Source organism: Rahnella sp. CG8, assembly GCF_023701875.1.
GTDB classification, from domain to species: Bacteria; Pseudomonadota; Gammaproteobacteria; order Enterobacterales; family Enterobacteriaceae; genus Rahnella; species Rahnella aceris.
In genome coordinates this window covers 1-22,750 of record NZ_JABAED010000046.1, presented here as the reverse complement: position 1 = coordinate 22,750, position 22,750 = coordinate 1, and the positions used below count along the sequence as shown (strand labels likewise).

General features: G+C 51.9%; 23 protein-coding genes. 15 read left to right on the top strand and 8 right to left on the bottom strand.

From position 1 onward, the window contains the following. Positions 1 to 338: 338 nt before the first annotated feature. Entirely contained in the window at positions 339 to 1,091 is a 753-nt protein-coding gene (gene qatD, locus HGO41_RS24665) for a Qat anti-phage system TatD family nuclease QatD (protein WP_250981602.1), read from the top strand. Positions 1,092 to 1,515: 424 nt separating this feature from the next. On the opposite strand, the gene HGO41_RS24660 is transcribed toward qatD, so the two are convergent. Next, positions 1,516 to 2,166, bottom strand: a complete 651-nt coding sequence (locus HGO41_RS24660; RefSeq protein WP_112151786.1) for a DUF1028 domain-containing protein — start codon at positions 2,164 to 2,166, stop codon at positions 1,516 to 1,518. 143 nt (positions 2,167 to 2,309) lie between these two features. Between HGO41_RS24660 and HGO41_RS24655 the strand changes: the two genes are divergently transcribed. From HGO41_RS24655 to HGO41_RS24635, 5 genes are read left to right on the top strand one after another with little or no spacing between them, the layout of a single operon-like run. After that, a complete protein-coding gene (locus HGO41_RS24655; protein WP_112151785.1) occupies positions 2,310 to 3,884 on the top strand; it encodes an ABC transporter substrate-binding protein in 1,575 nt (524 codons plus the stop codon). Between the two features lie 14 nt (positions 3,885 to 3,898). Next, the gene (locus tag HGO41_RS24650) at positions 3,899 to 4,846 is read left to right on the top strand and encodes an ABC transporter permease (RefSeq protein WP_013574978.1); all 948 of its coding nucleotides are present in this window, start codon (positions 3,899 to 3,901) and stop codon (positions 4,844 to 4,846) included. Then, positions 4,843 to 6,639, top strand: coding sequence for a dipeptide/oligopeptide/nickel ABC transporter permease/ATP-binding protein (locus HGO41_RS24645; RefSeq protein ID WP_112151784.1), 1,797 nt, complete (start codon positions 4,843 to 4,845; stop codon positions 6,637 to 6,639). The genes HGO41_RS24650 and HGO41_RS24645 overlap by 4 nt, the downstream gene beginning before the upstream one ends. Next, positions 6,636 to 7,421 (top strand): ATP-binding cassette domain-containing protein, encoded by a 786-nt coding sequence (locus tag HGO41_RS24640; RefSeq protein WP_250981601.1) that lies wholly within the window; start codon positions 6,636 to 6,638, stop codon positions 7,419 to 7,421. Before HGO41_RS24645 ends, HGO41_RS24640 begins: the two co-directional genes overlap by 4 nt. Before the next feature lie 16 nt (positions 7,422 to 7,437). Beyond that, entirely contained in the window at positions 7,438 to 8,211 is a 774-nt protein-coding gene (locus tag HGO41_RS24635) for a FadR/GntR family transcriptional regulator (RefSeq protein WP_013574975.1), read from the top strand. Positions 8,212 to 8,487: 276 nt separating this feature from the next. Here HGO41_RS24635 and HGO41_RS24630 read toward each other — a convergent pair whose 3' ends face one another. Beyond that, positions 8,488 to 9,192 carry a B3/B4 domain-containing protein gene (locus tag HGO41_RS24630; protein ID WP_250981600.1) on the bottom strand — a complete coding sequence of 235 codons (705 nt, stop codon included), beginning with the start codon at positions 9,190 to 9,192 and terminating at the stop codon, positions 8,488 to 8,490. Between the two features lie 43 nt (positions 9,193 to 9,235). Between HGO41_RS24630 and HGO41_RS24625 the strand changes: the two genes are divergently transcribed. From HGO41_RS24625 to HGO41_RS24605, 5 genes are all read left to right on the top strand, one after another. Further along, complete coding sequence (locus HGO41_RS24625; RefSeq protein ID WP_126124754.1) at positions 9,236 to 9,832, top strand: helix-turn-helix domain-containing protein; 597 nt, start codon at positions 9,236 to 9,238, stop codon at positions 9,830 to 9,832. Between the two features lie 338 nt (positions 9,833 to 10,170). Then, the gene (locus HGO41_RS24620; RefSeq protein ID WP_013574972.1) at positions 10,171 to 11,085 is read left to right on the top strand and encodes a GGDEF domain-containing protein; all 915 of its coding nucleotides are present in this window, start codon (positions 10,171 to 10,173) and stop codon (positions 11,083 to 11,085) included. 213 nt (positions 11,086 to 11,298) lie between these two features. Continuing rightward, on the top strand, positions 11,299 to 12,336 hold the full coding sequence (locus HGO41_RS24615; protein ID WP_250981599.1) for an extracellular solute-binding protein: 1,038 nt from the start codon (positions 11,299 to 11,301) through the stop codon (positions 12,334 to 12,336). Next, positions 12,320 to 14,008, top strand: a complete 1,689-nt coding sequence (locus HGO41_RS24610; protein ID WP_241917195.1) for an ABC transporter permease — start codon at positions 12,320 to 12,322, stop codon at positions 14,006 to 14,008. Before HGO41_RS24615 ends, HGO41_RS24610 begins: the two co-directional genes overlap by 17 nt. 10 nt (positions 14,009 to 14,018) lie before the next feature. Beyond that, the gene (locus HGO41_RS24605) at positions 14,019 to 14,714 is read left to right on the top strand and encodes an ABC transporter ATP-binding protein (RefSeq protein ID WP_015689650.1); all 696 of its coding nucleotides are present in this window, start codon (positions 14,019 to 14,021) and stop codon (positions 14,712 to 14,714) included. Here HGO41_RS24605 and HGO41_RS24600 read toward each other — a convergent pair. Beyond that, the gene (locus HGO41_RS24600) at positions 14,711 to 15,193 is read right to left on the bottom strand and encodes a glutathione peroxidase (protein WP_013574968.1); all 483 of its coding nucleotides are present in this window, start codon (positions 15,191 to 15,193) and stop codon (positions 14,711 to 14,713) included. The genes HGO41_RS24605 and HGO41_RS24600 overlap by 4 nt on opposite strands. Positions 15,194 to 15,329: 136 nt before the next feature. Next, complete coding sequence (locus tag HGO41_RS24595) at positions 15,330 to 15,947, bottom strand: dTMP kinase (RefSeq protein ID WP_112151781.1); 618 nt, start codon at positions 15,945 to 15,947, stop codon at positions 15,330 to 15,332. A gap of 337 nt (positions 15,948 to 16,284) precedes the next feature. On the opposite strand from HGO41_RS24595, the gene HGO41_RS24590 reads away from it, so the two are divergent. From HGO41_RS24590 to HGO41_RS24580, 3 genes are all read left to right on the top strand, one after another. Beyond that, positions 16,285 to 16,581 (top strand): chorismate mutase, encoded by a 297-nt coding sequence (locus HGO41_RS24590; RefSeq protein ID WP_250981598.1) that lies wholly within the window; start codon positions 16,285 to 16,287, stop codon positions 16,579 to 16,581. A 4-nt stretch (positions 16,582 to 16,585) separates the two neighbouring features. Beyond that, on the top strand, positions 16,586 to 17,125 hold the full coding sequence (locus HGO41_RS24585) for a LysE family translocator (protein ID WP_223509969.1): 540 nt from the start codon (positions 16,586 to 16,588) through the stop codon (positions 17,123 to 17,125). A 228-nt stretch (positions 17,126 to 17,353) separates the two neighbouring features. Further along, entirely contained in the window at positions 17,354 to 17,977 is a 624-nt protein-coding gene (locus tag HGO41_RS24580; protein ID WP_015689647.1) for a pyridoxamine 5'-phosphate oxidase family protein, read from the top strand. A gap of 347 nt (positions 17,978 to 18,324) precedes the next feature. Here the strand turns inward: HGO41_RS24580 and HGO41_RS24575 are convergent, their stop codons facing one another. Genes HGO41_RS24575 through HGO41_RS24565 form a run of 3 tightly spaced genes read right to left on the bottom strand, consistent with a single transcriptional unit; the run spans position 18,325 to position 20,297 of the window. Then, entirely contained in the window at positions 18,325 to 19,383 is a 1,059-nt protein-coding gene (locus tag HGO41_RS24575) for an aldo/keto reductase (RefSeq protein ID WP_217244273.1), read from the bottom strand. Between the two features lie 44 nt (positions 19,384 to 19,427). Continuing rightward, positions 19,428 to 19,706: a YciI family protein gene (locus HGO41_RS24570; RefSeq protein ID WP_013574961.1), complete on the bottom strand. Its 279-nt coding sequence runs from the start codon at positions 19,704 to 19,706 to the stop codon at positions 19,428 to 19,430. 15 nt (positions 19,707 to 19,721) lie between these two features. Then, positions 19,722 to 20,297, bottom strand: coding sequence for an NAD(P)H-dependent oxidoreductase (locus HGO41_RS24565; RefSeq protein ID WP_250981597.1), 576 nt, complete (start codon positions 20,295 to 20,297; stop codon positions 19,722 to 19,724). Between the two features lie 140 nt (positions 20,298 to 20,437). On the opposite strand from HGO41_RS24565, the gene HGO41_RS24560 reads away from it, so the two are divergent. Beyond that, on the top strand, positions 20,438 to 21,337 hold the full coding sequence (locus tag HGO41_RS24560; RefSeq protein WP_013574959.1) for a LysR family transcriptional regulator: 900 nt from the start codon (positions 20,438 to 20,440) through the stop codon (positions 21,335 to 21,337). 488 nt (positions 21,338 to 21,825) lie between these two features. On the opposite strand, the gene HGO41_RS24555 is transcribed toward HGO41_RS24560, so the two are convergent. Continuing rightward, positions 21,826 to 22,677: a quinone oxidoreductase family protein gene (locus HGO41_RS24555; protein ID WP_250981596.1), complete on the bottom strand. Its 852-nt coding sequence runs from the start codon at positions 22,675 to 22,677 to the stop codon at positions 21,826 to 21,828. Positions 22,678 to 22,750: the final 73 nt, after the last annotated feature.

Here is a 22,750-nt window from a genome sequence, read left to right as displayed (position 1 = left end):
TGGAGAAAGGGTAATTCTGATAGTGAAGGATCCGACATTACTAAGTGAGCGTTGTATCTAATCCTGGGGGCAGGTCATATATACAGTGACAGACCTCCATGCGCAGCCCTTGGACACACGCCAGGCAACTGGAGTGCAGGTCAGATCCTTTCAATACGCTATAGAGCGCCTGAAAGGAAATCCACAACTCGCCAATATCTTGATTCACAAGCCGGGTTCACTAGCGGATGAAACAATGCACCTTGAACAGCTAGCTAGTGTCTATAGGCGTGGCCTTGCTGAAGTTGAACGACTCATTGATGGTGTCGCAACGAAACCTTGTTGAAAAGGATGCTTACATGAATCCAACTAAAGGACTCGTGGACTTTCACTGCCACTTAGATCTCTATCCGGATCATTCTGTGGCAATAAGAGATGCGGAAGAAGCGGAAATATTTACATTAGCCGTTACGACAACCCCTCGCGCATGGCCCCGCAATCACGAACTTACACTGCGCACAAGATATGTTAGGGCAGCATTAGGATTACACCCTCAACTGGTTGCAGAACATGAAAACGAACTTGAGCTATGGGACCAATATGTTGCGGAGACACGGTATATTGGCGAAGTTGGGTTGGATGCTGGTCCCCGTTTTTTTAAATCGCTCGATGCACAGAAGAGAGTATTTCAGCATATATTGCAGCAATGTGCTCAGGCTGGCGATAAAATCATTACGGTTCATAGCGTAAGAGCAGTCAAAGCTGTGCTCGATCTCATTGAGGCCAATTTACCATCCGAGCGTGGAAAAATTGTTCTTCACTGGTTCACTGGAACAAAAAATGAGGCAAAGCGAGCGTCAGAATTAGGCTGTTATTTTTCGCTTAATGCTGGAATGCTTAGTAACGCGAAACATATACCCATGGTGCTTACTATACCGCTAGAGCGGATACTGACGGAAACTGATGGTCCATTCACTCGTACCGGTGACAGGCCTTCACAACCTACAGATGTAGCAAATGTTGTAGAAGAACTGGCTCGTCTGTATGGACTTCCCACGAGCAATATGGTCAATCTCATTCGTAATAACTTAAAAGCACTACTCAGTGCTTAAAGACGACCTGACTTGTCTTCCCAAATGAAAAAGGTGGTCATTCTGGTGGTCTTGACAGGACGAGAATTCAGGTTTAGCTTACTTATTAGCCAGTTAATGGTAAAGGCGATCCCAGTCAGAGGAGCCAAATTAGAAAATCCCGCTTAAGGAAACTTAAGCGGGATTTTTGCTTTTTATGCCCGGAGCCCGGGCCTGTATGGCGTTGATGCAATCAGTGAGTGTGAAAATAGTCCTGATGCATTTTCAGTTTTCCCTCGGCGCCGGGAAAATTTGGTGGTCAGATTTGGGGTCAGGTGAGTTCGATGACACAGTGCCCCCCAAATATCTCTTAACGACTCAAAAATCCGCAAATTAAAATCACCCGCAAAACCCTTTAATGTTTCTGATTCTCATGGCCTGTACCTTTATGCAATCTTATGACTGATTAACGCAGCTGGCCTTTCGGTAAGGCGGAAAAAAAATCGGCATGAGAAGGAGAGCGCGTCTGTTGCAGAATCTCCGCTAACGCCTCCAACGGCGCATCGGACCAGTCAGCGCGCAGATCAACGCTGGCATACTGGCGGTCGCACCAGATTTTCAGCGCCGCAGATTTAAGCCCGCGCCGGTCGCCGCCGGCCTGCGCACCGGCGTTCATGGCCCCCAGAAGGCGGTCGGCCAGCGGCAGGTCAGTTTGCAGGTGATAATTTTCCAGCATCGCAAACAGCGTTCGTTCCCCAGTCAGTAAATTCCCACCGACGACACATTGATGCCCCGCGATGCTTCCGGCCCAGACTCCGCAATCTGCCCCGCTCCACTGCGCCGTATTGCCCTGATTATCGACTATCAGTAGCTGCCTTCGGGCAGCGTCCGCATCCTGCGCCAGCAGGTTTTTCAATGTATATGCCGCATCGGCCCCCTGCTGTAACAACGTCAGACCCCGCTCCCCGTAAAGTGGATTGGTCATTGCCTGGGTGGCAATCGCGCCGGTCTGCGCACGTCCGTGTACCACCAATGCACCCACGGCAGGGCCAGCGGTAGCGGTGGCGACACCCACCGCACCTGAGTGCGGATCCCGCGCCACGATAGAAAAAGTCATAAGTACTCCGCGACAGTCTGGTTAAATTTATACGTATAAATTATTGCAATTCAGTTAATTTATACGCATAAATAATAAACAGGACAACGCCTGATTTTTTTCTGAGGTTTCCACATAGCGTTTTATTAAGCGACGAGGTCGATATGCTGCCAGCTTTGCAAAAGTCATTTATGCCAATCTGTTTTTGTCTCTTTGCGCTGTCGTGGCAGGCTCAGGTGCAGGCCAGAACCCCTGCGGATGCGCTGTTGATTGGTCAGGTGGCTGAGCCACAATCGCTGGATCCACAGGTTGCTACCGCAGCCAACGACTCGCGCATTCTGGTGAACGTTTACGACGGACTGGTGCGTAACGGTGAGGGGAAACTGGATATCGAACCGGCGCTGGCCACGCGTTGGACAATCAGTCCCGACGGCCTTACTTACCGCTTTTATCTGCGCGAAGGGGTGAAATTTCAGGACGGAACACCGTTTAATGCCGATGCGGTGAAATTTACCTTTGACCGTATGCTGGATGATAAAAATCCGTGGCATGACACCGGGCCTTTCCCGTTGTCGTTTTTCTTCTCTTCGATAAAAAACATCGAAACACCGGACCAAAATACGCTGGTCTTTACGCTGAAAGAGCCGTTCTCACCGTTTCTCTCCAACCTCGCCACGCCAACCGGCCTTATCGTGTCACCAGCGGCAGTGAAAAAATACGGCAAAGAGTTTGGCCGTCACCCGGTCGGCACTGGCGCATTCCGCTTTGCAGAATGGAAAGCCAATCAGCGCGTGGTGGTGACGGCCAATAGTGATTACTGGGACGGTAAACCTGCGGTACAAAACGTGGTGTTCCGCCCCATCACCGATGGTAATACGCGGGTCGCCGAGATGCTTTCCGGCGGCATTGATGCAATGGTAGAAGTGCCTCCTGACACGGTGAAACTGTTCAAGGAGAAAAGTGACCGCTTCCGCCTGTACCAGACTACCGGCCCACACGTCTGGTACGTGATGCTCAATACACAAGTGCCCCCCTTTAACGACGTGCGGGTGAGGCAGGCGGTGAATTACGCCATCAATAAACAGTCGCTGACAGATAAAATTTTGCAGGGTTCGGCCGACGTAGCCGAGGGTCCGATCCCCCGCGCCTTTAACTGGGCGGCCAATAAAGAGGTGACGCCCTATCCTTATGATCCGACTAAAGCCCGCGCACTGCTGAAAGCCGCCGGAGCAGAAGGGACAACGCTGACCTTCTACGTCGCCGAGGGGGGATCAGGCATGCTGGATCCCATCCCGATGGCCACCGCCATTCAGGCTGACCTGAAAGCAGTAGGTCTGAATGTTTCGCTCCAGACTTATGAGTGGAATACCTATCTATCGAAGGTTAATGCCGGTCTGGACAATCACACCCATATGGCGGAAATGGCCTGGATGACCAACGACCCTGACACCCTACCTTTCCTGACGCTACGCACCGACGCCTGGCCGAAAAAAGGCGGTTTTAACTCCGGTTATTACAGCAATCCGCAGGTGGACAATCTGTTGCAACAAGCGCGCATGACCACAGACACCGCAACGCGCGCCGCGCTTTACAGGCAGGTGCAGCAGCTCGTACATGACGATGCACCGTGGATTTTCGTCGCCAACTGGAAACAGAACGCCGTAACCTCCACACGAATTCAGCACTTCGCACTGCAACCGAATTTCAATCTGTTGCTCAACCGGGTAACCAAACAGTAATCGGAGAGAAACTTATGGGGAGTTACGTGCTTAAAAGGCTGCTCTCGACCATTCCGGTGTTTATCGGGTTGTCGCTGATTGTTTTTTTGATTATGGCAATGATCCCGGGGGATCCGGCTCAGGCGTTGCTCGGTGCCTGGGCCACGCCGGAAAACGTCGCACGGATCAATCAGGAACTCGGGCTGAATAAACCGCTCTATCAACAATATCTGATCTGGGCGGGCAATATTTTGCACGGCGATTTTGGCCGTTCTTACGTGCTTAATCGCCCGGTCATTGATGAAGTGATGGAGCGTTTTGGCGCCACGCTGTTGCTCGGAGGCTGCGCACTGCTGTTAAGCACCGTGCTGGGGCTGCTGGCCGGAATACTCTCCGCCGTCCGCCAGTTTGGCCTGGGCGACCACATCATTACGTTGCTGGTGCTGCTGGGAATTTCCATGCCTTCGTTTTGGATTGGTCTGCTGCTGATCATGCTGTTCGCCGTAGAGCTACAATGGTTCCCTGCTTCTGGTATGTATGCCATTTGGGCCGGTGGCGGCTGGCTCGACTTGCTGCATCATCTGACCTTACCCGCTATTACGCTGGCGATTGTTGCCACCGGCGTTATCGCTCGCCTGACCCGCACCGCGATGCTCGAAGTGTTGCGTCAGGACTTCATTCGTACCGCCCGCGCCAAAGGCCTGTCCGAGCGCAAAGTGATCTATAAGCACGCCTTTCGTATGGCGCTGGTGTCAGTCATTCCGGTGATCGGTATTCAGGCCGGTTTTGTGCTCGGCGGCGCGGTCTATATAGAGACGGTATTTCAGTGGCCGGGGCTTGGCGCAATGATGGTGAAAGCCGTCGCCACCCGCGACTTGCTTCTGGTACAGGGTGGCGTGCTGGTTGCCGCTGCGGCCTATGTACTGATCAACCTGTGTGCTGACATTTTACAGGCGCTTCTCGACCCGAGGTTAAAATCATGAGCCAGAACATCATCACTGTCACGCCTCGTCATCGCCAGCCGTTGTGGGCGCTGCTGTTGGCCAACCGGCTGGCCACGCTCGGCCTGATCCTGCTGGTGCTGGTGGCAGGTGCCGCCCTCGCCGCGCCGTTGCTGCCGTTACCAGACCCTGACGCCACCGATCTGCTCAACCGTCTGCTGCGACCGTTTTCGCCCGGCCACTGGCTCGGCACAGACCCGCTGGGCCGGGACATGCTCTCCCGCCTGCTGTGGGGAACCCGCGTGTCACTGGCAATGGGAGTTTGCGCCACGCTGCTGGCCGCACTGTTCGGTACACTGATTGGTCTGGTCGCCGGGTATGCCGGAGGTAAAACCGACAGCCTGTTGATGCGCCTGATCGATATGCTGATGGCCTTCCCTTATATACTGTTGGCGCTGGTGATCGTCACGGTGCTGGGTCCCGGACTGCTCAATGCGCTTTACGCCATCTCGGTGGTGAATATTCCTTTCTTCGCCCGTAATATTCGCGGTCTGACCGTTGGCCTGCGTCAGCGCGATTTTATTCAGGCGGCGCGGCTGTCGGGCAAAAATCATTTGCAAATTTTGCTGACCGAAGTGCTACCCAACATGATGCCGGTTGTGGTGGTCACCATGTCAACCACCGTCGGCTGGATGATTTTAGAGACCGCCGGGTTGTCGTTCCTCGGACTGGGAACCCAGCCACCCAACGCTGATTTAGGCTCGATGCTGGGTCAGGGACGCGCACAGATGTTCAGCGCACCGCACGTTTCCATCGTACCTGGATTGACGATTTTCATTCTTGTCATGAGTTTTAATCTGCTGGGTGACGGCGTGCGCGACCTGCTCGATCCACGCCTGAAGTCCGGCATTCTATTGCGCGGGAAAGCCGTCACTACGGTCAATCGTGCCAGCGTTCCCTCTGCCATACAGGGCAAGAATGCGCTGCTGGAAGTGGTGGATTTACAAGTGAATTTCCGCTCGGGAAAACAATCCGTCGCAGCGGTCAAAGGCGTAAGTTTTTACGTTGCCAAAGGAGAATGTCTGGGGCTGATTGGGGAGAGCGGATCTGGAAAAAGCGTCACTGCGCTGTCCGTGATGGGGCTGGTATCTTCCCCACCGGGAGAAATCACCGCTGGCGCGATTTACGTTGGCGGCGAAGAGATGCTGTCGCGAACGCAAAGCGAGCTGCAACAGTGCCGCGGCGCGCGGGTGGCCTATATTTTCCAGGACCCGCTGACCACCCTGCACCCTCAGTTCAGCATTGGCGCACAAATCATTGAAGCCATTCAGGCCCATCAGCCGCTGTCAAACCGGCTGGCAAAAGAGAAAGCACTGACGCTGCTCCACAGCGTAGGAATTGATGAGGCTGCGGCGCGCTTCGACGCCTTTCCCCATCAGCTTTCTGGCGGGCAGCGTCAGCGTGTCGGCATCGCAGTGGCACTGGCCAATGACCCGGAAATCATCATCGCCGATGAACCCACTACCGCGCTGGATGTCACGGTACAGGCACGTATTCTCGAGCTGCTGCAACAGCTGCGTCGTGAACGTGGCCTGACGCTGCTATTCATCACTCATGATTTTAGCGTGATCGCCCAGATTTGCGACCGGGTGGCAGTGATGCGTAACGGCGAAATTGTTGAAAGCGGTGAAACCCGGTCAGTGCTGCGGGACCCGCAGCATGATTACACCCGCAGGCTGATTGCCAGCGTGCCGAAACTCGGCCAGGGACGCGATTTCCTCAAACAGGTCGGCGAACTGTATGCCAACTCAAAACCACAGCCGGGGGCAATATGAGCAACGTGATTGAAGTCAACGGGCTGGTGAAAACCTTCGGCAGTACCTCCGGCTGGTTCTCCGGCCGCAAACTGCAGGTTGAAGCGGTAAAAGGGATATCTCTGCATCTGGCTGAAGGCGAAACGCTGGCGGTAGTGGGTGAAAGTGGTTCAGGTAAAAGTACGCTGGCGCGAATGCTGGTCGGTCTGGAACGTCCGACGTCCGGCACCATTAAACTGATGGGCGAAGCGATGTCGACACATGCTAAACGCAGTGACAAAGCCTTCGGCCAGATGATTCAGTATGTTTTTCAGGATCCTGTGGCCTCGCTCAACCCCCGAAAAACCATCGCTGATACGCTGGATGTGCCGCTGAGTTATTTATGCGCCTACCCCACCATGCGACGTAAAGCGCGAATGCTGGAATTGATGGAGGCAGTGCAGATGCCTGCCGACGCGCTCAGTGGTTATCCGCATGAGTTTTCTGGCGGTCAGGCTCAGCGGTTAGCGATTGCCCGCGCACTGGCGGCCGAGGCCCGTATTCTGGTGCTTGACGAGCCGGTCAGTGCTTTAGATGTATCGGTACAGGCACAGGTTTTGTTATTACTCGATCGCCTGAAACGTGAGTTCGGTCTGTCGTATCTGTTTATCAGCCATGATTTAGCTGTGGTGGAGTCCATTGCCGATCGCGTGGCGGTGATGTATCACGGTGATTTAGTAGAATGCGCGGATAACGATCGGTTGTTCAACGCACCGCAGCACGCCTACACGCAACGTCTTCTGGCCAGTGCGCCAAGGGTTTAAATCAATGAAGGGATTTATGAGTATTGAAATGACACACCAACCGGAACCGGTACGCCGCAAGCGCACTGATGAAATTGTCGATGCCATCAAAGAGAGCATCATCAGCGAGAATCTGCTGCCCGGCGACCGTCTGCCGCAGGAGAAAGATCTGATAACGCGTTATGCCGCAGGCAAAGGCACAGTGCGTGAAGCGCTGAAATCTTTAGAGGTTCAGGGGCTGATCCGCACCAAAACCGGCCCCGGTGGCGGTGCGTTTATTGATTCAATGACCGAATCTCGCGCCATGAGTTTGCTGTCCAATTATCTGTTTACCCGTCAGCTTTCCATCAGCAATATCTACGCCTTGCGCAAAGCGCTGGAGCCTCTGGTGGCGGTCAGCGCCATTGGCAATATCGACGCCAAAGGCTTCGTGCAACTGCATCAGCTGATTGCCGTCTACGATCATGAACCCGCTGACGAAGCTGAACGCTGGGAACAGCGCATGGCCGAACTGGATTTTCACGGCGTGGTGGCCAGTTATTCTGACAACGTGCTGCTGGCGTTTATCTGCCATTTCCTGCAACGTCTGCTCAAAGATTTGGCCGTCTGCAAAGATATTTACCAGCGCCCCGAGCCGGTGGCGCGCAGCGTCGGCATTGATTATCAATATCGCCTGATCGACGCGATGCGCCGTCAGGATGCCGCCACCGTTCAGCAGATCATGACCGAACACATGCAGCATGCCGAAGACGCCATGCTTGGGCTGGAAGCCACGCTTGAGGAGCGTTTTTTGAGCGACCGGGCGGAGTGACGCGTCTTCTGAAACCTGTTTCAGCGTGTAAGTATCCCGCTTAAGCGGAAGTTAGATCAGAACAGAGGTATGGCTGTCGCTGGTGTTGTGAGCAGCCAGGTATTCATCTATTTTTATTATGCTGATGAAAATAAGAGAAAATGTCATGCGCCTGTACATGCTTTACCTGGGGACTATGCAGCCGGGTGATATACCTGTACCGGGATATTTGATTCAGACAGACGAAGGAATAAATATCCTTGTCGACAGTGGCTGGCCGCGCCAGGAGAGCAAAAGTTATTCCGCGCTACCCGATGCGTTGCTGATGAAAACGGTCTGACAGCGCACCCCGGGCATCATTTTTTCCAGGCCGTCTGTCAGCATTCTGCCGGCCGCATGCAGCGCATCCACAGGCATTTCAGGCAGGCTCTCAAGGATGAACCACATGCTGCTGTCTGCCACGCTCAGCCGCGTCCGGACGCCTTGTCGCCAGTTCCACCGGCGGCAGGTCACACCGGTGTCATCGCGCCAGACAACTTCTCCCGCCTCCGGTGACTCGCTTCCTGGCTGACCGTCTTTCATAGTGTCAAAAATTTCGCTTCCGTCAGCAACAACCAGCTGCGGCATCCCGGCGTAAGCCGCAAGGTTTTCACCACCTACCGGAATGGCATACCGGATGCTGACCGCGTTATACAGATCAACCACCGGATCGAGAGCGGCCATCGTGCCATCCTTTATGACGCGCTTTCTCAGGGCTTCTGCCGAACAGGGCGTACGCTTAGGTTTTGCACCGAAGGCGCGGAATACCTCCGCCCATGCGCTGAGGTGGGCCTCAGCCCAGGCAGGCTGCCCGGCCTGAGCGGCCTCGCAGGCTTCCCGCAGCGCGACTTCCCCCACCCGCTCATCGGCCACGGGGGCCGCTTTCACACAGATGCTGAGCGCACGAAAACCCGGTGCGATGCGGTAAATTTCAGGGCTGATTGACGGTGACACGGCTGGCATAGGATAATCCTGTAATGACTGATTTATTACATGATAATGACCGATGACCAGTAAAGTCAATATAACGACCGATACCGATGCTGCCAGAATAAACGAGGCCGTTTCCGCGCGCATAAAGCTTTACCGCAGCCAGAAAAAAATGTCGCTCGATGAGCTTTCCCGCCGTGCGGGCGTCAGTAAGGGAATGCTGGTTGAGATAGAAGGATGCCGGGCCAACCCCAGCATTGCCCTGCTCTGCCGCCTTGCGTCTGCGATGAACGTCTCCGTGGCCGATTTTGTCAACGTGGCTGGCAAGCCCGCAGTTCATCTCATCAATGCCGGTGACATTCCCGTACTCTGGAAAGGAGAAAAAGGTGGCAGCGCGCGCCTGCTTGCGGGCACGAGCGGGCCGGACATGGTCGAGCTGTGGGAGTGGGTGCTTTACCCCGGGGAAACCTTTGAGTCTCCCGGCCATCCGGAAGGCACCAGCGAACTGCTTCATGTGTCCGGCGGGACCCTGACGCTCGTCGTCAGCGATACCACTTACGTGATTAGCCCCGGGGGGGCAGCGGTTGCAAGAACCGACGCGCCGCATGCCTATATGAACAGTGGCACGGAGGTGACCGTGTTTACCATGACGGTGAATGAGAAAGGCCGCTGAAAACGGTGGCTGCTGTTTCCCCGGGTGTGATTCTGAGTAGTTCGGCTACCGGTCAGCCCGGTGAGGAAAGTTCGAGGCGCGCTAAATAACCTTGTAAAAACAGCGTGCGAGAGTGAGCAGTCTCGGGCAGGGTCAGCCTGCTCACGCCCCGATGTCACGCCTAAACTGTCATCTTGACAGTTTGCTGGCTCATCTGATAAAGAAGAAGTCCCGATTGATCCCCCATCATCACTCAGCCTGTTTTGTGCGTGTTGCGGCGCTTTCTCAGACAATAAGAAGGTCAGAGTCTGACACTCCCGAAATCTGATTTTAGTATCTACCTGTATCAGGGACTAACTATGCCATTTTTGAAGTATGAAAGCGGACTTTTTACTAAAAACAAATCACGTAAAATTCTGTATATGCCAATGGCATTATCGGTGATGCTGTGTATTTTTGTTATGGTGTTTAATCTTGTCGCATTTTCTACAAAACAGAACGAGGGTTCCTGGATACAAAATTCTGGCTGGATATTTGATGGCATCCAATTGCTGATACTTAACTTTATCTTGTGGAACTTTAATCGATTATTATTGAAAACCAGTCTTCGCCGATGGATAAACGCGGGGCTGATGATATGGATTGTGTCTGCAGCATTTGATCTGATGGATGAAATTATTCGCCAGCCGATGTGGGTCGGGTATTATCTTGAGGATCTCAGTAAGCTGGCAGGTATGGTCTGCGTCTCGGCAGGCATCTATTTCATCGTACGTTATGTGAATAATAAATATTCGGATATGAGTATTAATTCATTCCGTGATGAGCTTACACGTTTGCCAAATCGTCGTTATTTTAAAAACGCCCTTATGGACTTAGATAATGTCAGTGTTTACGTCTTTTTAATCGATATTGACTTCTTCAAAAATATAAATGACAAATACGGCCACTACATTGGCGATGATGTCCTGAGAGCCTTTAGCCTGATGCTCAGTGAACTCTTTAAAAATAACGTCATCGCCGCCCGCGTCGGCGGAGAAGAATTTGCCGTCATCGTTCAAACGTCAGTATTTGAAGAAGCACGATTAATGGCCGAAAAAATATTAGTCCATGTCAGAGAATTAGTGATTAATGATGAAATTCGCTTCACCGTCAGCATCGGTGCCGGGATAAAAAAAGAAAATGAAAGCCAGGAAAGCTTGTTCCGACGTATAGATATCGCGTTGTACCAGGCGAAGCACTCTGGAAGAAATCGTGTCGAATGGGTGGAGGAGTAAGAGATAAAACGATCGGGTATCAATCCCCCTGCATAAGCCCTCCCGATTCCGTGTCCGGCCATATCATCGCGTTGATTAAAGTTGTGTAAATGTGAATCATTTACACTTTGCAATGATTGTAACTGTGAGTGATTATCATTTATTGTGCGCATGCCGCAGGGATCTTGTCCTGCCCGGGTCACAATTAGTTTCAATTACTCTGGGATATCAACGATGAATGCTTTGCCTCGCACCGGACTGCGCCGTATCACGCTTACATCGGCTCTGGTTTTCTCCGTCAGCCTTCCGGCTTTCGCCCAAGATACTTTGACGCTTTATACCACTCGCGAACCCGGTCTGATCCAGCCATTGCTGGATAGCTGGACACAATCGAGCGGCATAAAAGTCAATACGGTTTACATCAAGGATGGCATGCTCGAACGTGTTAAAGCGGAAGGCCAGAACTCCCCTGCCGACCTGCTAATGACGGTAGATGCAGGAAATCTCATTGATTTAGTGGAAGCAGGTGTGACACAACCTGTGGAGTCACAAACGCTTAAGACGGCTATTCCGGCAAACTTGCGAGGAGCAGATAATCAGTGGTTTGCGCTTTCGATGCGCGCTCGCGTGCTTTACGCCGAGAAATCGCTGGCGATGGATAACTGGCATTACGAACAGCTTTCCAGCCCGGAATACAAAGGCAAAGTGTGTATTCGCTCCGGCCAGCATCCTTACAATACCGGACTGATTGCCGCCATGATTGCCCACCACGGTGAAGCGAAAACCGAAGAGTGGCTGCGTGGTGTGAAGGCTAATCTGGCACGTAAAGCGACTGGCGGCGATCGTGACGTTGCTCGCGATATCCTCGGCGGTATATGCGATATTGGCCTCGCAAACTCTTACTATATCGGCCATATGAAAAACGCCAAAGAAGGCACCGATGCGCGTAAGTGGGGCGATGCCATTAAAGTGGTGAAACCTACCTTTGAACAAGGCGGCACGCACGTGAATATCAGTGGTGCTGCAGTGGCTCGTTATGCGCCGAACAAAGCTGATGCCGTAAAACTGATGGAATATCTGGTTTCCGCACCCGCCCAGCAACAATACGCCAAAGCGAACTTTGAATACCCGGTGCTGAAAGGTGTGGCGCTTGATCCGGTGATCACCGCCACCATCGGTGAAATCGATGTCGATAAAATCCCGTTAACCGAGATGGTGAAATACCGTAAACAAGCGAGCCTGCTGGTAGATAAAGTTGGATTCGATCAATAAATCACTTCGTCTTCCGACGTTACGCGGCCTGGTTTCCGGGCCGCAGTCATTATTAACGCCGCTGCATCTTGCCGCGCTAGGTATTGCGCTTGGCGTACTCACACCTATCGTTGCGCTAATCTGGCAGGCGACACAGGCTGATTTCTCGCACTGGGATAATCTCATTACTTTTGTGCTGCCTTCGGTGTTGAAAAATACCGGGCTTTTGCTGGCAGGTGTCGCCGTGATCGTGGGGGTGACTGGCGTCGGCAGCGCGTGGGCGGTCACAGCATGGGATTTCCCCGGACGCAAAATACTTAGCTGGGCGTTACTGCTGCCGCTAGCCATGCCGACTTATATTGTGGCCTTTGCCTGGCTTGACCTGCTGCATCCCCTTGGCCCGCTACAAACATTCATTCGTTTTTTGCTGGGCTTCGACAGTCCGCGGCAGTTCCGTTTACCGGATTTACGCTCCCTGCCCGGCGCCATTATTCTGCTCGGCTTAGTGCTGTATCCTTACGTTTATCTGACGACCCGTGCGATGTTCATCAGCCAACCTGCACATTTGCTGGAAGCCGCTCGTACCCTGGGTTGCAGCGCTGCCGGTGTTTTCTTTCGTGTTGCCCTGCCGATGGCTCGCCCGGCGCTGGCTGTCGGTATCAGCCTGGCGCTACTGGAAACGCTCAATGATATCGGCGCATCTGAATTTCTTGGCGTACAAACGTTAACCGTCACCGTCTACACCACCTGGATTTCGCGTTCCGATCTTGCCGGTGCCGCGCAAATCGCCTGCATGATGCTGATGTTTATTTTCTGCATTCTGACGCTGGAATTTTATGGTCGCAGAAAACAAGGCCTTAGCAGCCGCAGCTTGCGAGAGATTCAACCAACCAGAGTACGCGGCTGGCGTGGATGGCTGCTCAGCTCGGTTATTGCGTTACCGGTTATTCTGGGGTTCCTCGCACCGGTTGTATTTTTAGCCTGGGAAAGCGTAAAGCGTTTAGGGGAAGAAAATCCCCTCTCCCCTTCGTTGCTTTCAGCCTTACAAAATACGCTGTCGCTGGCGGCAGGCACCACTCTGGTGGTGGTTTGCGTCAGTTTACTGGTGGCCTGGAGCGCGAGGCACAGTGCCGCAGATAACACGATGTCGGGCTTTCGTCGCGGCGTAATGCGCCTTGCGTCCTTAGGCTATGCGGTGCCTGGCACCATTCTGGCGATTGGTTTTCTCACTCCGGCAATGGCAGCAGACAAATGGTTGGCAGATTTAATGGATATTCGCGGCTTACCGCTGATGTCCGCCGGTATCTTGCTGGTTATCTGCTGCGCGATGCGCTTCCAGGCCATTGCCATCGGCGCACTGGATTCCGGGCTTGGCCGTATCCCTCTTTCGCTGGAACAAGCATCGCGTTTGTTGGGGGAAAATGGTGCGGGGACTTTCGTGCGGGTTCACTTCCCGTTGCTGCGCCCCGCGCTGGTTAGCAGCGCATTATTAGTCTTTGCCGACGCGATGAAAGAACTGCCGACAACCTTGCTTTTACGCCCGGTAAACTTCGAGACGCTGGCAACGTTACTCTATGCAGAAGCAGCTCGTGGAACCTATGAAGAAGGGGCCATTGCCGCCTTAATGATTGTTCTCGCAGGCACGCTGCCGGTTATATTGCTGGTGCGTCATCAGATGACTCGCCACGGCTAAAGGAACCACCATGTCAGAAATTGCGTTACGCCTTCAGGATGTGCATGTGGCTTATGACAACGGCCAGCAACCGGTATTGAAAGGATTTTCAATGTCAGTACGTGAGGGGGAGCTTGCTTGCTTATTGGGAGCCTCGGGTTGCGGGAAAACCACGGTGCTGCGTGCCGTTGCCGGGTTTGAACGGCTGCAAAGCGGTGAGATCTATGTTTCACAGCATCGCGTTGCCGGGCCAGGTCTTCATCTGCCGCCAGAAAAACGTCATGTCGGCATGGTCTTTCAGGAATATGCGTTATTCCCACACCTGACAGCTCAACAGAATGTCGCGTTTGGCCTGCGAAGGATACCGCGTGAGGAGCAACAAGCCAGAGTGACGGCGCTGTTAAGACTGGTGGAATTGCATAGCCATGCCAGCCGCTATCCCCACGAACTCTCCGGCGGGCAACAACAGCGCATTGCGTTGGCTCGCGCGCTGGCACCGAATCCAGAGATCCTATTGCTGGATGAACCCTTTTCCAGTCTGGATAAAAAAACGCGCGAGCGACTCGGCGGCGAGGTGCGCGATATTCTGCGTGAAGCCGGGCAAACGGCACTTCTGGTGACGCACAGTGAGCAAGAAGCGCAATTGATGGCAGATCATATTGGTTATGTGCAACAGGGTGAATATCACAAAATAAAGGTGGACGATTCGAACTACGCGAACATTTAGATTTCAAGTGCAGCAAGTATTACGGTTTCCATTTTCTCCGGGGTGGTGAACGGTGCAAAACGCTTGAGCGGTTTGCCGTCGCGTCCGATCAGGAACTTAGTGAAGTTCCACTTGATCCGCCCACCGAGTACACCGGGCAATTCGTTTTTCAGATACCTAAACACCGGGTGCGTAGCAGCGCCGTTGACCTCCACTTTTTCGAATATCGGGAAGCTCACACCATAGTTGATGTGACAGGTCTGCGCGATTTCGTCGGCGCCGCCGGGTTCCTGCTTACCGAACTGGTTGCAGGGAAAACCAAGCACCACCAGACCCTGTGCAGCGTACTTCTTGTAGAGCGCTTCAAGGCCTGCGTATTGTGGCGTGAAGCCACAATGGCTGGCGGTATTCACCACCAGAACCAGCTTACCCGCATAGTCGGCCATAGAGATGAGCTGGCCATCCAGACTGGTGGCGGTGAGTTGATGAAAGGTGATCATGTCGGGCTCCTCAGAGGGAATTGGCAAAGTCGAACGAAAAGAAAAACAAACCGACGTGCTAAAGGCCTCGCGTCGCGTGAGTAAGATAGAGTCAGTCGCAGCGCCGGTTCAATGAGTCTGCCCGCAAAACCGATGACTATGGGCATCCGGGCACTCTGTAGATCTCAGAAATAACCTGCATCGTTGCGTCTTCGATCATTCCTTCATTACGGCATAAAACCCAGCCGTGATCTGCAACTTCCCGCTCGAACGCCTGGGTACAGGCGACATGATCTTCCAGCTTATGAATCACCGTACTACTTAGCCCACGCGGTCGGGCTGCGGCCCTCGCCCATGAAATATCAGGCGCGGTAACCACCCCGACATGCAGGTCTGGCATTCTCACATTTCGTTCAATGTTAAGCTGTAAAATCTCTGCAAATGGAACCATCCGGCGAAACGCGGCTTCCGACGGGTACCAACGATCCATCAAGATAATGCTGTCCGGTGGCTGTTTAGTCAGCACATGCCGGGAAATCCATGCACGGCTATCAGCAAAGCGCTCACAAACCTCCAGCTCCAAATCCCGGGAGGGATTTCTGGCGAGCCTGTTCACGAGGGCCATTGTTTCCCTCCTGTAAGGATCGCTTTTTTTCTCGCAAAGCCGGACCACCTTCTTGTTGTCAGCCCTGAGTACTTTCGTCATGGCCTCCAACAGTGTGGTTTTGCCGACCCCCTTGGGCCCATCCAGAGAAATAAACAACGGACGACTCATTCCTGAAATGACGATTGATACAGGGTTTTTGTAAAGCTCAAATCTGGCAAAAGCATCTTATTTCCTTCAGATGAACAGACACTGATGAACATTCCGGCAAGGGTTCTGACTCACGGGTTGTGACCTGCACGGTGTAGTTTAAGGGATCCGCTTAGCAAACGGAAAACATCCCACGTTAAGCCTCACAAATTCATCACCATGCCAATAGCAGCGAGCTTCTGGATAGGTTTTACTTTATATATCGTCCTCTCAGCCAGAACCTTTCAGGTTCAAAACTGTATTTAATCGAAATTTTATGTAAGCTGACACACTCATGTACTAGTCAAGTGGATTGAAGATGAATTTTTTGTCAATTGAAGATGTTAGAAATCGAATCGATCAGATTGATCGCGAACTGGTTAAGATGATCGCGCAACGCAGCGAATGTGTTAAAGCTGCAGCAGCTTTCAAAATTGACCACTCAGCCGTTCGCGCGCCTGACCGCGTCCAACAGGTCATCGACAAGGTATGTCAACAGGCCACTGAAGCAGTACTTCCCGAAGTGATTATCGAAAAGGTCTACCGGACAATGATCGGTGCGTTTATCGATTATGAACTCGAGCAACACGACCAGCTCCGACAGGAAAAACGCTGACATCATGCGCCAACATACCATTCAACTTCTCCCCCTTACTGTAGCGGGTATCGAGGCGGTAAACGCCAACAGCGATATCTCTTTTGGGCGGCATACTCACGACCAGTTCGGCATTGGTTTGATGGACAGCGGCGGGCAAAAATCCCTGTATACCGGTGTGGCTTACCTGCTGTTTATGGCGTGGCAAACGCTACGGGATAAGACACTTTTATCCGCTGGCTGCCCCGGGTTAGCGTTATCTCATCGCGCCTTGATACAGCAGGCTGTGGTTGCCAATCTTCTTAATCCCAAGCTTTCGCTATTTTTCCTGGCATTTCTTCCGCAGTTTATCGCCGCCAGGGATGTACACCCCACACAGAGCATGTTGATTCTTTCTGCAATTTTTGCGGCCATGACTTTTGCTGTGTTTTCTCTGTATGGCATTTTTGCTTCGGCTGTTAGTCATAGTGTATTAGGAAATCACAGGGTGATGACCGGCATTCGTTGGGGTGTAGCGCTGGCCTTTACTGCAGTTGGGATTCGACTGGCGATGGCCGTGCAATAATAAATATTCGTATTAGATAGCACTGGAAAAAAGTGTGTTTATAAGAGCTATTGGATGTCCGAATTTGGCACTAACCGGCCCGCTACGTTGGAAACGTCGGCTCTGAGCGAAGAGCTGACGCTACTCCTGGAAATAAATACTTATTAGCCATAAACATGAACAAATAAAAAAGCATCTGCTATAAATATCAGCATGCATTGTGTTTTGAAATCAATGAAGGTGAATGAGATGGCTGATGAAAACATGCTCATTACTGATAGTAATGAGCTTGAGCAACTTTACGGTGCGGTAGCAAAGCCTTCTTTAACAAAGGTGACAGACCATATTCATCCTGCCTACCGCCCCTTTATTGAAGCATCAACATTTGTGGCGCTTGCAACATCGGGACCTGATGGTCTGGATGTATCGCCAAGAGGTGATCCTGCAGGCTTCATTTACATCGAGGATGCTAAAACTCTATTTTTGCCTGACCGCCGGGGTAATAACCGCATTGATAGTCTACGCAATATATTAAATGACAATCGGGTTGCGCTTCTCTTTTTAATACCCGGCATTGGCGAAACTTTGCGTATAAGTGGCACAGCTGAAATACGTAAAGACCCGGCTTTGCTGGATAAATTCGCAATCAATAATCAATCCCCTAAAACGGTGTTGCGCATTTCAGTGGAAAGCGTTTTTTTCCAGTGTAGCCGAGCGATCATTCGCTCAAAACTCTGGGATCCTGCCGCACAAATTGACCGGCAGGCTCTGCCCAGCACAGGAAGTATCCTGAGTATGATCTCACAGTCAGAAATTGATGGTTTGGCTTACGACGAGGCCTTGCCGGAGCGATTGAAAAACACACTTTACTGATTGTAATGTTGGGCGACTAAATAACATCAGCATCGATATGCCGAAGTAGCCAACAATCCCCTGATACCCCGGAGAAACGCAGGGAATGCGAACCTGGATTGACAATCCTTAACCCTCAGGCAATCTTTCATCTGATAGATGAACCCTGTGAACTTCAGAATTGAATTAATTTTTTCAGCCCTGCTTGCCGGGCAGAGCAGTGACTTTTTGCCCCTGCGCAACAGCAGAACAGCTCAGAGCCAACAAAAGTGATAAAGAAATCCCGGCTTTCATCAATGACCCTCTCTTTTCGGCTGCATTAAATTTTGCGCCACTATTGCTGATAAGGCGCGTTAACCGCGCCACCCTCACAATCCATTTTCATCGCACTCAGCTCCCTGGTTGATTCGCAAGGGTGAGAGTCGTGGCGCTTGTTCAGGCAGTGGCGGTACGATGCCATCAACAACATGAGGAACATACGGTGCTTCCAGCGCTGCAATTTCTTCTGGCGATAATGTCAGCTTAAGTGCTTCCACGGCGGTGGACAGGTGCTCCGCTTTAGTGGCACCGATGATGGGTGCGGTAATCACAGATTTTGACAGCAACCATGCAAGTGCAACATGTGCACGAGGAACACCCCGCCCGGCGGCCACCTGCGCCACAACCTCAACCACTTTCCGGTCCTGCTGCGCGGCATTTTCATACATTTTCAGTGCAAAGACGTCGTTCTGCGTTCGGGTGGTGGTTTCACTCCAGTCGCGGGTCAACCTGCCGCGCGCCATCGGGCTCCAGGGAATAACACCCACGCCCTGATCCCCACAAAGCGGCAGCATTTCCCGCTCTTCTTCCCGGTACAGTAAATTGTATTGCGGTTGCATAGAGACAAAGCGCGTCCAGCCGTTACGCTCAGCGACATGCTGCATCTTTGCAAAACGCCAGGCTTCCATTGAGGATGCACCGATATAGCGAACTTTCCCGGCTTTCACCAAATCGTGAAGTGCTTCCATGGTTTCTTCAACAGGTGTGCCGTGATCAAAACGGTGAATCTGATACAGATCCACATAATCCATACCCAACCGGGTCAGGCTGTCATCGATAGACTGAAACAGCGATTTTCGCGAGAGAAAACCGGTATTGGGTGAGTTACGCCATGGGAAAAATGCCTTAGTAGCGACGACAATTTCATCCCGGTACGCCATATCGCGTAGCGCCCGACCAACAATTTCTTCTGAGCTTCCACCTGAATAAATATTAGCCGTATCAAAAAAATTAATTCCCGCCTCAAGTGCCTGGCGAATCAACGGTCGCGAAGCACTTTCATCAAGCGACCACGGCTGAGGAAGGCGTTCCGGTTCGCCGTAACTCATGCATCCCAGACACAGTCGTGAGACTTTCAGGCCACTGCGCCCCAGGTTTACATACTGCATAATCATCTCCCTGCCACGTTATTTAATGAAAATTGCGACGTCTGTTATTGCCAGTTGCCCACCATTTTCGGGATGAATTCACGAATCTCATATTCAGCGAGATTGGGGTGATAGGCGTCTTCGCTCAGAATAGCGTCCAGCTCTTCCCGGCTTTCAGTCTGAGCAATAATCACCCCTGCTCTTTCGCGATCGGAATAGGGACCGATGAGAACAAACTTGCCTGCATTGAAATACTGCTGAAACCAACTGACATGGCGTGTGAAAAGCGCCTCATGCTGAACAGCCGTGATATCGCCATTCACCGTAATATTGATGAGATACATTTTCCCTCTTCTCCTTTACACAGCCATTTTTAAAGCAGGGGTAGTTTCTTTAATCGCGGTAATCAGACGCGCGGCATGAACTTTTGCCAGTGCTTTCTGTTCGAGGACTTTAGCTTCATCACGCCCTGCATAGCTCATCCCAAAGGTGTAAACCGGCTCCTGCCAATCCAGATTGCACAGCAGTGCCGTGGTTTCAAACGGTGTGATGTATTGCTGAATGTCGTGACCGAACAAACCTTCAGGGGAATACAGACCCTCTGGTGCTCCGGCGGTAAAGGAAATGATCAGCTTTTTGCCACCCAGTTTTGCGGTTGAGCCATGGGCAAAGCCGTGAACTAATACCTGGTCAATCCACAACTTCATTAACCCCGGCACTGAATACCATGAAAAAGGAAACTGCCAGACAATCACATCAGCTTCGAGTAAGGCTTGCTGCTCCCGTGCCACGTCGATCCGGTAGTCAGGATACAGAGCATCAAGACAGCGAATTTCAGCTTCGGGCAACGCTTTTGCGACTTCATCCAGGATAGTGGCGTTACCAATGGATTCACTAAGATTCGGATGACCTGAAATAATCAGTACATTTTGCATTTTTGGCTTCTTTAACAGGGGTTTGTTTTACTGTAAGTGAGTATAACCAACCCTGATTCTGTTTTTTAGAGCAGCAATAGCTCATACACTCTTAGCCAATAGCTAATAATCTAACTTTGTTTCCTCTGCTGGGGGTCGCCATGAACAATGTCATTTACAACCAAATCCGTATTTTCCAGAGCATCGCCCGTGAAGGCAGCATCACTGCTGCGGCCAGGAAGCTTGAGATAACGCCACCTTCGGTCAGCAAAGCGCTAAAACTGCTTGAGCAGCATATTGGTCACCCGCTTTTTGTGCGCACCACCCGGCGCATTGAGCTGACGGATGCCGGGGAACAATTGTTGCAACAGACATCGCGGGCTGTGGCGTCACTGGAAAGTGCGGTGGAAAGCATCAAAGACCTGAATCAGGAACCCTCCGGGCTGGTCAGAATTACGCTGTCACGCTTTGCCTACCTGCTTATCCTGAAGCCCTTTATGGCAGAGTTTTGCCAGAGCTACCCCGGAATACAGCTTGAGATATCCGTTTATGACGGAACAGTAAACATGGTTGATGAACGTTTTGATTTGGGCATTCGTTTTGGCGATATCCTTGAAGAGAGTGTTGTGGCCCGCCCGTTGATGAAACCGTTTCGTGAAGGTTTGTATGCTTCTGCGGCCTATCTCGCGGAACACGGTACGCCCAAACTGCCAGCGGACTTGCATCAGCATCAACTCATCGGCTACCGCTTTATTACCAATAACCGCCTCCTCCCTCTGATGCTGGAAGATAAAGGTCAGCAATTAACCGTTGAGATGCCAGGGCAGCTCATCAGCAATGATATTGATGTCATGGCAGATGGCATACGCAGCGGTCTTGGAATTGGCAGATTGTTTGAGCCGGTGTATGAATTGCAGCCCGATAAAGAGCAGTTTATCCCGGTGATGATGCCTTACTGGAAGACCTATCCACCGGTTTATCTCTACTACTTAAAAAACACCGGCAAGGCAAAACGAGTCAAAGCGCTGATTGATTTTTTAATGATGAAAACCAAAAAATAGCTGACGACATAACCTGTTAAAGGTCCACATCCGTTTGAAGCGCTAAACAGCGCTACAGGTATATCGCTGCGTGCGCCGTAGCCGTTAAGGTCAGGAGCAATAACTGGCCGACCACCCGGAGGTCTGTGAAATTTCGGATCCCTCAAAGTACCGGTTAAGCCGTTGATAAATATGACAGGTGCGATGTTACCTCAGTCTTTTGGTGGTTTTGACAGGATAAGAATTCAAATTTAGTTTATTTATTAGCCAGCTCATGGCAAAAGTGATCCAGTCAAAGGAGCCAAATTTAAGAAGCCCGCTTAGGAAACTCAGCGGGCTTCTTGCTTTTCATGCTCCGGTACTATGCCTTTATGGCTTTGATGCAATCAGTGAGTGTGAAATTTCCGAAGACAGCCACAGATTCCATGCATTAGCATTTAGGTAACTTTATGATTTTTCCATACCATTTCTGAGAAACCCGCTAAGGACCAGACTGCATTTGTTTAACATCAGATATTGAAAACAGTACGGCAACGGCTGTCATCTTCATTCCAGGCATCATTCACTTCGCTTAATGGCCGAATACGAAATGGGACTGAGAAATCACTCAAAGCAGCAGCTTGTAATAGTTCACCAACCGAAGCGACCAGTTCAGCATCAGATACGCTGCCAAGTCCGCTCCCCATCAGGGTCAGTCCTGATGAGCGTAGTAATTTGCTATGTAATGATATTTCTTGTCCACTTAATGAGCCGATCTGCACAAAACGCACCAGTCTGGCACCTCCGGCAGCGGCAGACTTCATAATATCAAGCGCACTCTCCCCCCAGAGATAATCCAAAACGACATCAACACCCTGTTCCATGAGTGCCGGGAGTTCATGCGATAATTCATCCAGCGTAAGCGTGATATCAGCCCCCTGAGTACGGAGTTTCGCCAGGACTTCAGTATTACGCCCAGTCGCGATGATTTTCCCCGCGCCCAGGTGACGAGCGATACGCACCGCCAGACCGCCGGAGGTGCCTGTCGCGCCATTGATGAGAACAGTTTCCCCTTTTCGCAGCTGCGCCCTGCGCGTTAATGCTGTCCAGGATGACATTCCGGGATTACCAATGGCGGCTGCCATTGAGAGATCAAGTGTTGCCGGGAGCGGCACAATACTTTTAGGCGTAACCAGGGTCATCTCAGCCATACTGCCAAAAGGGGAGCTCAATGCGAAAAAAAAGACCGGGTCTCCGTTAGTCAGATAACCTGCGCCATCAATTCCGGGTATAAACGGATATTCCATTGCTGAACTGTAGTGTGTTCCCGCGGCCCGCGACTTGGCCAGTTGACTGATTGCAGCGGCTTTAACGTTGACCATATATGGACGCCCCGGGTGTTACAAGTACTGGTTCGATACGGTTTGCGACCATATATCCGGCGTCGTTAGTGGG